At 68.1% G+C, this 11,910-nt stretch carries 11 protein-coding genes; 7 read left to right on the forward strand and 4 right to left on the reverse strand.

Annotation, left to right across the window (positions count from 1 at the left end; genetic code table 11):
• Positions 1–2,364 (forward strand): MMPL family transporter, encoded by a 2,364-nt coding sequence (locus A9310_RS19175; protein ID WP_065631976.1) that lies wholly within the window; start codon positions 1–3, stop codon positions 2,362–2,364.
• Positions 2,365–2,370: 6 nt separating this feature from the next.
• Here the strand turns inward: A9310_RS19175 and A9310_RS19180 are convergent, their stop codons facing one another.
• Positions 2,371–2,691: a putative quinol monooxygenase gene (locus A9310_RS19180; RefSeq protein WP_065631977.1), complete on the reverse strand. Its 321-nt coding sequence runs from the start codon at positions 2,689–2,691 to the stop codon at positions 2,371–2,373.
• 184 nt (positions 2,692–2,875) lie between these two features.
• On the opposite strand from A9310_RS19180, the gene A9310_RS19185 reads away from it, so the two are divergent.
• The 5 genes from A9310_RS19185 to A9310_RS19205 all read left to right on the forward strand — a co-directional run bounded on the left by A9310_RS19185 (position 2,876) and on the right by A9310_RS19205 (position 8,482).
• Positions 2,876–4,300 (forward strand): aldehyde dehydrogenase family protein, encoded by a 1,425-nt coding sequence (locus A9310_RS19185; RefSeq protein ID WP_065631978.1) that lies wholly within the window; start codon positions 2,876–2,878, stop codon positions 4,298–4,300.
• A 247-nt stretch (positions 4,301–4,547) separates the two neighbouring features.
• Positions 4,548–5,516: an alpha/beta hydrolase family protein gene (locus A9310_RS19190; protein WP_254661302.1), complete on the forward strand. Its 969-nt coding sequence runs from the start codon at positions 4,548–4,550 to the stop codon at positions 5,514–5,516.
• A gap of 44 nt (positions 5,517–5,560) precedes the next feature.
• A complete protein-coding gene (locus A9310_RS19195) occupies positions 5,561–6,370 on the forward strand; it encodes an alpha/beta fold hydrolase (protein WP_065631987.1) in 810 nt (269 codons plus the stop codon).
• Positions 6,371–6,445: 75 nt separating this feature from the next.
• On the forward strand, positions 6,446–7,927 hold the full coding sequence (locus A9310_RS19200) for an alpha/beta hydrolase family protein (RefSeq protein WP_065631979.1): 1,482 nt from the start codon (positions 6,446–6,448) through the stop codon (positions 7,925–7,927).
• A gap of 108 nt (positions 7,928–8,035) precedes the next feature.
• Positions 8,036–8,482, forward strand: coding sequence for a hypothetical protein (locus A9310_RS19205; protein ID WP_058250782.1), 447 nt, complete (start codon positions 8,036–8,038; stop codon positions 8,480–8,482).
• Positions 8,483–8,497: 15 nt separating this feature from the next.
• Here the strand turns inward: A9310_RS19205 and A9310_RS19210 are convergent, their stop codons facing one another.
• The 3 genes from A9310_RS19210 to A9310_RS19220 form a co-directional block, all read right to left on the reverse strand.
• Positions 8,498–9,334 (reverse strand): alpha/beta hydrolase, encoded by an 837-nt coding sequence (locus A9310_RS19210; protein WP_065631980.1) that lies wholly within the window; start codon positions 9,332–9,334, stop codon positions 8,498–8,500.
• A 21-nt stretch (positions 9,335–9,355) separates the two neighbouring features.
• On the reverse strand, positions 9,356–9,745 hold the full coding sequence (locus tag A9310_RS19215) for a hypothetical protein (RefSeq protein WP_065631981.1): 390 nt from the start codon (positions 9,743–9,745) through the stop codon (positions 9,356–9,358).
• A gap of 389 nt (positions 9,746–10,134) precedes the next feature.
• Entirely contained in the window at positions 10,135–11,064 is a 930-nt protein-coding gene (locus tag A9310_RS19220; protein ID WP_065631982.1) for an LLM class F420-dependent oxidoreductase, read from the reverse strand.
• A gap of 129 nt (positions 11,065–11,193) precedes the next feature.
• Between A9310_RS19220 and A9310_RS19225 the strand changes: the two genes are divergently transcribed.
• Positions 11,194–11,607, forward strand: coding sequence for a hypothetical protein (locus tag A9310_RS19225; RefSeq protein WP_065631983.1), 414 nt, complete (start codon positions 11,194–11,196; stop codon positions 11,605–11,607).
• Positions 11,608–11,910: the final 303 nt, after the last annotated feature.

Here is an 11,910-nt window from a genome sequence, read left to right on the forward strand (position 1 = left end):
GTGGCAACACACCTGTACCGACTAGGGCGATGGGCGTACGAGAACCGCCTCAAGACCATCGCGATCTGGGTTCTGGTCCTGATCGGGCTGGGCATCGGCGCGAGCCTGCTGGCCAAACCGACCTCGGAGTCGTTCTCGATCCCGGGCATCCCGTCGGAGCGTGCCCAGGACCTGATGATCGAACGCTTCCCCGGGGAAGCGACGTTCGGTTCCGACATCGGTGTCACGTATGTCGTCCGCGCACCGGAGGGTTCGACGCTGAGCGAGCCCCGGTTCCAGAGCGCCATCGACTCGATGGTGGCCGGCCTCAAGACCGTCGAGAACGTGAAGAGCCCCGATTCGATCGCCAACCCGTTCGTCTCGTACGGCACCGAGCAGTCCCCCGGTCAGCTCCGTGAACTCTCGGCGACCTTCCAGCGGGAGACCTTCGACAAGAGCGCGGACGAGGCCGCCGCAGACGCGCAGGCCACTTCGCCGATCAACGCGGCGGGCACCGTTGCGCAACTCGGCGCCTCCTTCGACGTCGAGGCATCCTCGGACGTCACCGAGACCATGCGCGAACAGATGGACGCCATCGCCGACGACGCCCGGGCTGCCGGCCTCACCGTCGAGATGAAGGGTTCGGCCACACAGCAATTCGAGCTCGGGATCACCTCTGAGCTGATCGGCATCGGGGTCGGCGCGCTGATCCTCATCCTGACCTTCGCCTCCCTGGTCGCGTGGGGCATGCCGATCATCACCGCGATCGTCGGCGTGGCCATCGGGATGCTCGGCGTGCAGATGGGCACCCACTTCTTCGACCTCAGCAACGAGACACCGATTCTCGCGACGATGATCGGCCTCGCGGTCGGCATCGACTACGCGCTGTTCATCGTGTCCCGCTACCGCCACGAGATCCATCGGTCGGCGAACCGCGCCGACGCGGCGGGCCGGGCGGTCGGCACCGCCGGTTCGGCGGTCGTCTTCGCCGGCAGCACCGTCGTCATCGCGCTGGCCGCACTGGCGATCGTGAACATCCCGTTCCTCACCGCGATGGGTATCGCCGCCGCGGGCACCGTGGTGGCTGCCGTGCTGGTCGCGCTCACCCTTCTGCCGGCCATCCTCGGCCTGTTCGGCGGCAAGGCGTTCGCCGGACGGGTGCCGCGCCTCAACGCTCCCGATGTCGGACCGCACGATGCGGAGCGGTTGCACAACGGCCAGCGCTGGGTCCAGCGCATCGTGGCCCGGCCGCGCACCGTGACGGTCGCGATCGTCGGCATCCTCGTCGTCCTCGCGATCCCGATGGCCGGGCTCAAGCTCGCGCTACCCAACGACGGGACCGCAGAGCCGTCGGAGACGCAGCGCCGGGCCTACGACATGGTCGCCGAGGGTTACGGCCCCGGCGTGAACGGACCGCTGGTCGTCGTCGCGGACGGTCGCGAGATCCAGGACACCGGGGAGCGCCTGCGCGCCTTCGACTCACTCGTCGACGACCTGGGTCGCGTCGACAACGTCGAGGTGGCGCAGATCGGTGCCGGCGGGCTCAACGAGGCCCAGGACACCGCGAAGATCACCATCATCCCGTCGACCGCGCCGGCCGACGAGGCGACACCCGCACTCGTGGAATCGCTCCGCGAGATGGAGTCCCGGGTGCAGGGCACGACGGGCATCTCCTACGGGGTGACCGGGCAGACCGCGATCGAACTCGACATCTCCGACCGACTGTCGAGTTCGCTGATCCCCTACCTCCTGGTCGTGGTGGGTCTCGCCTTCRTCCTGCTGATCATCGTGTTCCGCTCGATCCTCGTGCCGCTGACCGCCGCGCTCGGCTTCCTGCTCAGCGTCGCCGCGACCTTCGGTGTGACCGTCGCCCTCTTCACCGACGGCGCCCTGGGGATCGTCGACAACCCGCAACCGCTGGTGTCGTTCCTGCCGATCATGTTGGTGGGCATCGTGTTCGGACTCGCCATGGACTATCAGGTGTTCCTGGTGACCCGGATGCGGGAGGCGTACGTGCATGGCGCCGACGCGAAGACCGCGGTGGTGGAGGGATATCGCCACAGCGCCCGCGTCGTGGCGGCGGCCGCGGCCATCATGATCTCGGTCTTCGCCGCATTCATGCTGCAGGACATGGCCTTCATCATGGTGATGGGCTTCGCCCTGGCCGCCGCGGTGTTCCTGGACGCCTTCGTCGTCCGGATGACCCTGATGCCGGCGGTGCTCACCGTCCTCGGCGACAAGGCGTGGTGGATCCCGCGCTGGCTCGACCGCATCCTGCCCGACGTCGACATCGAGGGCGAGAAGCTCGGCATCGGCGACGACGCGGCGCGACCGGCGGACCCGGCGGGGGCCGACACGGACTCCGAGGTCCGCGCCGGCCGCTGAGAGAGCTCAGTCGACCCGGAACTCCCCGAGTTCGGACCAGGTGTCGCCCTCGATCGTCGTGTTGATGACGTCGGGTGTGCGCTGGAGGTACTTGGGGAGTTCCTGCTGGGCCTGCTTGAAGTGCGGGGCGGTGACATGTGCCTCCGCGGCATCGTCGTCGAACGCCTCGACCAGGACGTAGGTGTTGGGGTCCTCGAGCGATCGCGACCAGTCGAACCACTTGTTACCCGGTTCGGCACGGGTCGCGTCCGTGAACTCGCGCGACAACTCGGGCCACTCGTCGGCGAATTCGGGCTTGATGGGGAACTTCACGACGATGAGGATCATGATTCGACCCTAGTCGTTCGCGGCCGGGCCGAGCGTCGCAGAATGCGACTGGGACGGCTGTTCCAGAACCGGTCACAAAGTGTCGCCCCCGGAACGCCGGGATTCGCGAGACCCCGGTCGCGGCAGCGCCTACAGTGTGAAACAGACAACAATTGTCCTCACTTCAGGCTGCAACGGAGGCACCATGCCGGACATCACCAAGTTCTACATCGACGGTCAGTGGGTCGAGCCCGCCGAGCTCAACCTCATCGACGTCATCAACCCGGCCACCGAGAAGTCGGCCGGACAGGTCGCCATCGGCAGCGCGGCCGACGCCGACGCAGCGGTCGACGCCGCCCGTCGCGCATTCGTCACCTGGGGACAGACGACCGTCTCCGAACGTCTCGAAGTCCTCAACCGGATCATCGCCGAGTACCAGAACCGCATGGGCGACCTCGCCGCCGCGGTCACCGAGGAGATGGGTTCGCCGGTCGGCCTCACGAACGCCGCCCAGGTGCCGATCGGTCTCGGCCACCTGATGACCGCCGCCGCGCAACTCCCCGACTTCAAGTTCGTCGAGGACCGCGGCAGCTCGCGCATCGCCAAGGAGCCGATCGGCGTGTGCGGCTTCATCACCCCGTGGAACTGGCCGCTCAACCAGGTCATGTGCAAGGTCGCCCCGGCACTCGCCACCGGTTGCACCATGGTCCTCAAGCCCTCCGAGATCGCGCCGTTCAGCGCGGCGATCGTCGCCGAGATCTTCGACGCCGCCGGCGTACCCGCAGGCGTGTTCAACCTCGTCAACGGTGACGGCCCCGGCGTCGGCGCCGCGCTGTCGAGCCACGAGGGCATCGACATGATCTCGTTCACCGGGTCCACCCGCGCCGGCATCGAGGTCGCCAAGAGTGCCGCGCCGACCGTGAAGCGCGTCGCCCAGGAACTCGGCGGCAAGAGCCCGAACATCATCCTCGACGACGACGACTTCGCGAAGAACGTCGCCGGCGGCATCGCGACGATGATGATGAACTCGGGCCAGTCCTGCAACGCCCCGAGCCGCATGCTGGTCCCGGCCGGCCGCGTCGACGAGGTCGCCGAGATCGCCAAGGGTGTCGCCGCCGAGCTCACCGTCGGCGATCCCACCACCGACGTGAAGCTCGGCCCGGTCGTGTCCGAGGCGCAGTTCGACAAGATCCAGGGTCTCATCGAGCGTGCCGTCGCCGACGGCGCGACCGCGGTCGTGGGAGGTCCCGGGCGCCCCGAGGGTCTCGAGACCGGCTACTACGTGAAGCCGACCGTGTTCACCGACGTCACCAACGACATGGAGATCGCCCGCACCGAGGTGTTCGGCCCGGTCCTCGTCGTCATCGGTTACGACTCGATCGACGAAGCGATCAAGGTCGCCAACGACACCGAGTACGGCCTCGCTGGCTACGTTTCCGGCAAGGACGTCGACGAGGTCCGCCGGATCGGATCGCAGATCCGTGCGGGTTCGATCTCGCTCAACGGCGCCCAGCTCGACCCGAGCGCACCGTTCGGCGGATACAAGAAGAGCGGCAACGGCCGCGAGTGGAGTGACTACGCCTTCGACGAGTTCCTCGAAGTGAAGTCGCTGCTCGGTTTCGGGGCCTGACAACCCAGCCCGTTCCCTCTCCCGACGCCGCCGGGCGCATCCCCAACGGATGTGCCCGGCGGCGTCGTTCGTCTGGAGCCGCGCCCACCGCGGTACCCCGGGATTTCGCAAGGCCCGGACAGGACTGCGCGAACGTCCTACGCTTTCCGAACGACTTCGATCCGGCGGCCCGGCCGCCGACCGATCGAATCCACATTCTTCGGGGGAAGAGCGTCCGCGCGGCGCACATGGGGGAACGGTGCTTCGAGTGATTCTTCGTGCGGTCTGTGCCGCATGTCTGGTGATGCTGTGTCTGGCCGCCGCGCCGTCGGCGGCAGCGCCCGTGGCGCCGCGGGTGGTGTCGGTCGTGCAGGAGTCCCCCACACGCGCCGTCGTCTGGGTCTACTCGGCGGCGATGGCCAAGAACATCAAGCTCTTCGTCCTCACGCCACGAACGAAGACCGGACCCCGGCCGACGCTCTACCTCCTGGACGGGGCGGGTTCGCGCGGCAACGACAGTGGGTGGCGCGGAGCCGGCAATGCCGACGAGTTCTTCGCCGACAAGGACGTGAACGTCGTACTCCCGACGGGTGCGTACGGCAGCCAGTACGCCGACTGGCAGCGCCGGGATCCGCGCGTCGGTCAACCGATGTGGGAGACGTTCCTGACCAGGGAACTCCCGCCCCTCGTCGACGCTCGCTTCGAGTCGAACGGTTCGCGCGGGATCGCGGGCGCCTCGATGGGCGGGCAGGCGGCGTTCACGCTCGCGTCACGGGCCCCGGCGCTGTACCGCGCGGTGGCCTCGATCAGCGGATGTCCTCCGGTGTCCTCACCGCAGGGAGAGTCGTACGTGCGGGCCACCCTCGCCCGGGGTGGGGCGAACGCCGACAACCTCTGGGGGCCGGTCGGTTCGGCCGGATGGCGGGACCACGACCCGGCGCTGCATCTCGACCGTCTCCGCGGCAAGGCCCTGTACCTGTACTCCGGTGCCGGCCGGCTCGGTCCCGCCGACCTCAAGCGGAACGTGACGCCCGAGGAAGGCCTCTACCAGGTGGTACTCGCCGCATCGTCGGCGTTCGAGATCGCGACCAGCGACTGTTCGCGCCGGTTCGCCGAGCTGTTGCGCGGTGCGGGTCTGCCGTTCACCGACGCGTTGCAGGAGGTCGGAACCCACCATTGGTACTACTGGGAGAAGGAACTCCCCAACATGTGGGCGGCGATCTCGCCGGCGCTCTGAGGCGAATCACGGAATCCGGTCATCCGCGTGGCTACCATCTCCGCATGCAGATCCCCGTCGCGTCCGATGCCGGTCCCGTCCTCGACACCGAGGTGTTCGGCGACGGCGAACCGCTGCTGCTCATCGGCGGCATGTCCGCACACCGCGGGATGTGGACCGACGAGCTCCTCGACGCCCTCACCCCGCACTTCTCGGTGGCCGCCTACGACCATCGCGGCATCGGCACGAGCAGTCGCGCCGAGGGACCGTTCACCATCGCCGACCTCGCCGCCGACGCCCGCGGAATCCTCGACGGCCTCGGCTGGGACTCCGCCCACGTGCTGGGCACGTCGATGGGCGGCATGATCGCGCAGGAACTCGCCCTGAACTCGCCGGACCGGGTGCGCAGTCTCGTCCTCGGCTGCACCACCGCGGGCGGCCCCGGGGCCATCGGTGCGCCCGGCTCGTCCGGCGCCGCCCGCCTCGTCGAGGCGATCTCGTCGCGCGACGCCGACCGCGTCGCGCGCATCGCGTTCGAGGTCAATCTGTCTCCCGAGTTCATCGCCCGCGCCGGCGCCTTCGACCATTTCGTCTCGCTGTCGAGGCAGCGCCGCGTTCCGTCGGCAGTCGTCGCGTGGCAGGCGGGCGCCTGCGCGGCACACGACACCCGCGACCGGATCGGCTCACTCGACATGCCGACGGCGGTCATCCACGGCGACGTCGACGAGATGATCGCGGTCGCCGAGGGCGAGCGGCTCGCCGACCTCATCCCGCAGGCCACCCTGGCGCGATGGTCCGACGTCGGACACATGTTCTGGTGGGAACGTCCGGACGAGACCGCCGAGATCATTCGGAAAAATGCGCTCACCCGGTAACGCCGGTCCACTCTCCGAACGACATCCCTGACATCGGCACCGTGTAGTCGGGTGGCCGCGTATGTCAGGAGCTCCATGTCGCACTCGCACAGCGAACCGCCCGTCCCCTCCACCCCCGCGGGCCAGACGCCCGAGTCGCCACGCCGACCCTCACCTCGTCGCCGACTCCTCACCGGCATCTCGGTGGTCGCGATCCTCACGCTCGGCCTGTTCGGCGCGAGCACGCTGATCAACTCGTCGAACACCGCCAGCGCTCTGCGTGGGCATCCCGAAGTGCTGCGGCCGGGCTGCACGTGGGACTCCTCCGGCAACTACGTCCAGAACTGCAAGGTGTGGTCGGAGTCGCAGAAACGCCACGTGATCGTGCAGATCCGCGCCTCGAGCGGCAGCGACAGCGGCGTCTACCTGCTCGACGGTATGCGCGCCAGCGAAACCCGCTCGGCATGGACCACCGACGTGCAGGCCGCCAAGGTCTACGACGCCAAGGCCGACACCACCCTGGTCATGCCGGTGGGCGGCGCATCGTCGTTCTATACCGACTGGGACGGCGGCGCCGGTGACAAGAACACGGTCATCAAGCAGGAGACCTTCCTGACCTCGGAGCTGCCCGGTTACCTCGAGCGTGAGTTCGGCGTGGCCCGCAACAACAACGCGATCATCGGACTGTCGATGTCCGGCGGGCCCGCGGTGACCCTCGCCGAGCGCCACCCCGAGCAGTTCAAGGTCGTGCAGGCGATGTCGGGTTACTACCAGACCGACAACCCGGTCGGCGCCCTCGGCGTGTTCGCCACGCAGACCATGGTGTCCAACTACGTCAACGGCGTCGTCAACATGTGGGGCGCGCCGGGCGGCACCCGCTGGACCGACAACGACCCGTCGAAGAACCTGACGCAGCTGGCCGACAACGGCCAGGTTCTCATCATCTCCTCGGGCAACGGTTTCCTGACGCCGTCGGAGATGGCCAAGCTGTCGCCGCAGGACCAACTCAGTGCGATGGCCCTGGAGATCCTGTCCGCGGTGTCGACCGTGCTCATGCAGTTGCAGGCCAAGCAGGCCGGCGTATCGGTGATCTCGTTGCCGAACTACGGCGGCCACACGTGGGAGAACTGGGGACGTGCGCTCGGTGACGGCAAGGAGCACGTGCTGACCACACTGCGCAACAACCCGCCGGTGACCACGAAGACGACCGTCGTCTCCGCCTCGGGCAGCCCCGATCCCGACGGCCCCGCGAAGGTGACCCTGGCGGCGAAGAAGGCGGCCGAGGAATCACCGGCTCTCGACCTGTCGGGTCTCTCGGCCCGTGGTTCGGACGAGACCGGGTCCGCTTCGCAATCGGCCTCCTCGTCCGCCGAGTCGTCCGCAGCGGAGTCGGCGGCCTCCGGGTCGTCCTCGGCCGGCCTCGCGCCGTCCGCGGTGTCGGGCTCGGAGTCGGTGGACGCGTCCGTCCCGGAATCGGCCACCAGCTCGGAGTCGAGCACGCCGACCGTGCCCCAGCTCGCCCCGACGGGGCCCGTCACACCCGGTACCTCGAGCAGCACCCCGGTCCCGTCCCGCTGACCGGCTCTCCCGCTCACGGTTTCCGTTCCCGCTCACCGGAAGTGTGAGCGGGAACGGACTGCGTGAGCGACCGATCCCTTCTACCGCACCTGCTGCTAGCGTTCAGCCATGACCGCCGACCCCGATCTCGCCGACCTCGTCGGCGTCGACACCATCGTCGTGGTCGTGGCGTCCGGTGTGATCCTCGTCTGGGCACTCGTCTTGGGCGTGTGGAAGTACCACGGCATCCGCACCTCACCGGACCGGACGGCCCATGTCTATGTCGACATCGCGCATCGGGCCGCGCTGATGTACTCGTTCGCCACCCTGGTGCTCGCCGCGCTGGTCGAACTCAGCGCCTTCCCGACGACCGTCAACGTGATCGCCGCGGCGGTCCCGATCGTCTTCTTCGTCGCGGCGATCGCCGCGTATTGCATCCACGGCGCCCTGCGGGACACCACGAATCAGTTCGTCGACCCGACTCCCGGCACCTACCTGTTCATGCTCGCGCTCATCGTGGGCGAGATCGGCGGCGTGCTGGTCCTGCTGGCCGGGGTAGTGGTGCGACTGACGTGAGTGGTCGCGCGACGGTCACGGGCGCTCGGTGTGACCGCGCAACCAGGTGATCACCGCGTCGAGCACCACCGCCTGCTCGGGTTCGTTGAAGATCTCGTGGAACAGGTCGTCGTAGATCACGAGCGTCTTGTCCGCCGATCCGGCGAGCCGCTCGACGAGTTCGCTGCCGCGCGGGTCAGTGAGCGCGTCCTCGCTGCCGTGCATCACCAGGATGGGTAGTTGCAGGGACGGCAGGCGCTCGGGAAACGACCGCATGGTGCCGATCATCGCCCCGCCCAGCCCGGCCGGGATCTTGCCGCGCGTCACCAGAGGGTCGGCGTCGTAGGCGGCCACGACGTCCGGATCCCGGGAGATGCTCGACGAACTCAACTCGGTGGTGGGCAATCCCGGTGCGATCCGACCGATCAGCGGCGCGAATCGGACGGCCAGATCGGGCAGGTCGTCACCGGGCAGCACGGCCGCCCCCGACAGGATCAGTCCGTCGAGCTTGTCCTGGTGGTCGAGCGCATAGTCGAGAGCGATGCACCCGCCCATGCTGTGCCCGATCAAGAACGTCGGGACGCTGCCGTCGGCGACATGGGCGAGCACCGTGTCGAGGTCGTCGGTGAAGTCACCGAACCGGCGCAACCGGAGTCGCTTGCCACCCGACCGGCCGTGACCGACGTGGTCCGGTATCGCGACGAGGTAACCGGCGTCGACGAGCCGCTGCGCCACGTGCAGATACCGGCGACCGTGCTCGGCGAGGCCGTGGACCACCACGACGACGCCGCGCGGGCTCTCCGCGGGACGGTAGACGTCATAGACGATGGTGTGCCCGTGCCGGCCACGAAAACTGTGTTCTTCCGGTGTCATTCCCTGATCTCGTTTCGATGTTCAGTGCCAGCCGAGTCGGGCAGCGACCGACTTGCCTGCCGACTCCAGGACGCCGAGCGGACGGAAGGCGGCCTCGCCGATACCGACGAGTGCCTCGACCCGCCCGACCACCCGTTCGAGCCGCCCGACGATGTCGGACATGCGGTCGACGGTGGCGTCGACCTGGTCGAGGGTTCCGGAGAGTCGCACCAGCGTCACGTCGAGTTTCGCGATCGTCGAGTTCAGCCCGTCCAGGGTGGGACCGAGTCCTTCGAGGGTCTCCCCCATGTCGGCGATGATGCCCTCGAGTTGCTCGACGGTCACGTCGGCGTTGAGCGCGGCCTGGGCCAGCTTCTTGATCCGTTGACGTTCCGGCGGTCTCGATGATGTGTGCTCGCCCCTGTCGACCATGAGGTGGATTATGGCCCATCCTGGTCGGCCCGGGTGCCGGGTCGGGGGAACCCTTCGAGGACACTCGACTGTCTAATCCGACAGAACCACCAAACCCCTGGTCCCTGTGCCGAAAGAGGCGCATAACCCCTGCTCCCGAATCCGAAAGAACCACAAAACCTCTGGTCCCTGAGGTGTGAGGAGCGCAAGCGACGAGCCACGAAGGGCCTGGCGAGACACGTTGCAACACCCTTCGTGGCTCGCTTCGCTCGCACCTCAGGGAGCATGGGATCTAGCCACTCATACTCGTGGGCGGGTGCCTTCATGGTCCACGACGGCCGCCGGGCCGCTGACACTTCGGAGCAAGCTTTACGAACGCCGCACCCAGCAGACGGGGTGCCCGCGGGCGCTCACGCCAACTGCGGGGCGACCTTAGACGCGACGAGCTCGAGGTGATCGAGATCCGACAGATCGAGGGTCTGCAGATACATGCGCGTGACGCCCAGCTCGCCGTAGGTCGCGATCTTTGCGGCGACCTCGTCCGGGGTTCCGGCAGCCCCGTTCTCGCGCAACTCGTCCGGTTCCCGGCCGATGGCCTCGGCCCGGCGTCGGAACTCGGCTTCGTCGCGGCCGCAACACAATACGAGCGCTGCGGAGCAGGTCAGCGACTCCGGGTCGCGGCCGGTGTCGATGCACGCCGTGCGGACGCGACCGATGAGATCCCCGGCGACGTCGAGCGGCTGGAACACGACATTGAACTCGTCGGCGAAACGCGCGGCCAGCGCGGGCGTCCGCTTCTTGCCACTGCCTCCGATGATGATCGGCGGGCGCGGGTGCTGCACGGGTTTGGGCAGGGCCGGCGACTTCGAGAGGCGAAAGTGCGTGCCCTCGTAGTCGAACTCCTCGCCCAGCGGGGTCTGCCACAACCCGGTGATGATCTCGAGGTTCTCCTCAAGGCGGTCGAACCGTTCCCTCAACGGCGGGAACGGGATTCCGTACGCCTCGTGCTCACCCTCGTGCCAGCCCGTTCCGATTCCCAATTCGACACGGCCACCGCTCATCTGATCGACCTGGGCGACTGCGATCGAGAACGGCCCGGGTAGCCGGAAAGTGGCCGACGAGACGAGCGTCCCCAGCCGGATTCGCGAGGTCTCGCGCGCCAAGCCCGCCAACGTGATCCACGCGTCGGTCGGCCCGGGGAGGCCGTCGCCGCCCATTCCGGCGAAATGGTCGGAACGGAAGAAGGCATCGAAGCCCAGGTCCTCGGTCGCCTTGGCGACGGTGAGCAGGTCGTCGTAGGTCGCACCCTGCTGGGGCTCGGTGAAGATTCGCAGTTGCACGTTTTCAACCTACGCGCGCTGGGCACACGACCGGTGGCGAGGCGGCGTGCGAAGCGGACCCCATCCGGCCCGGCGGCCATTCCGAATCGCTCCACGCACGACACCGTTCCTCGACAAAGGAGTCCCAACATGAAGACGGTCACGCGCACAGCTCTGGGTTTCGTCGTCGCCGCCGCAGGTGCGACCGCAGTATCGCTCGCCGCCGCGCCGTCCGCCGGCGCCGCGCCCACCGTATGTCCGGCACTTCCCGGCCAGTCCGCCTCTGCGGCCTCGTGTAGCGCCGACTCCGGCCCGACCGGACTCTCGCTGGCCATCACCGACAACGGCGGCGAAGCCAACGTCACCGCCGACAACTTCGCCGGACCCGCGGCCATCGCCCTCGGTCCCGGAGCGACGGTCACCATGGACGGCATTCGTCCCGGCCTGGCCATCGGTATCGCCGGACCCGGCGGCGAGGTCGTCGTCGACGGCAAGAACGGCCCGACCTGCAAGGGACCGGCGTTCGCGGGCGACTTCCAGACCTTCAAGGGCTGCCTGTCCTGACCGTCCCGCACCGATGCCTGAGGTGCGAGGAGCGATGGCGACGCGCGTTTTTTCGCTCCCTAGGAGCCTGCTGAATTAGGGTCCAGCCTGGGTTGAGGTTCCTGCTGCGGGGATGTGTCGGTTCCGGGGTGTGGTCGTGGTGATCGATCTAGGTGGGGCGGCGGTGCCGCGGTTCAGGCGGTGGCCAGTGTCCAGGTGCCGTTGGTGGTAGTCAGTCCGAGGGTGATCAGGCGGCGTAGGTTGATCGCGGCGGCGCGGTGGTGCAGCCAGTTGTTGTTGCGTTCGATTCCACGGTAGGGCACC

This window comes from Gordonia sp. UCD-TK1 (genome assembly GCF_001691435.1).
Taxonomy (GTDB): domain Bacteria; phylum Actinomycetota; class Actinomycetes; order Mycobacteriales; family Mycobacteriaceae; genus Gordonia; species Gordonia hongkongensis.

Coding starts and splice junctions, on each gene's coding strand:
- A9310_RS19215 (WP_065631981.1), bottom strand. CDS start 9,745: ATGGTCGACAGGGGCGAGCACACATCATCGAGACCGCCGGAACGTCAA.
- A9310_RS19195 (WP_065631987.1), top strand. CDS start 5,561: ATGCAGATCCCCGTCGCGTCCGATGCCGGTCCCGTCCTCGACACCGAG.
- A9310_RS19210 (WP_065631980.1), bottom strand. CDS start 9,334: ATGACACCGGAAGAACACAGTTTTCGTGGCCGGCACGGGCACACCATC.
- A9310_RS19185 (WP_065631978.1), top strand. CDS start 2,876: ATGCCGGACATCACCAAGTTCTACATCGACGGTCAGTGGGTCGAGCCC.
- A9310_RS19200 (WP_065631979.1), top strand. CDS start 6,446: ATGTCGCACTCGCACAGCGAACCGCCCGTCCCCTCCACCCCCGCGGGC.
- A9310_RS19205 (WP_058250782.1), top strand. CDS start 8,036: ATGACCGCCGACCCCGATCTCGCCGACCTCGTCGGCGTCGACACCATC.
- A9310_RS19180 (WP_065631977.1), bottom strand. CDS start 2,691: ATGATCCTCATCGTCGTGAAGTTCCCCATCAAGCCCGAATTCGCCGAC.
- A9310_RS19225 (WP_065631983.1), top strand. CDS start 11,194: ATGAAGACGGTCACGCGCACAGCTCTGGGTTTCGTCGTCGCCGCCGCA.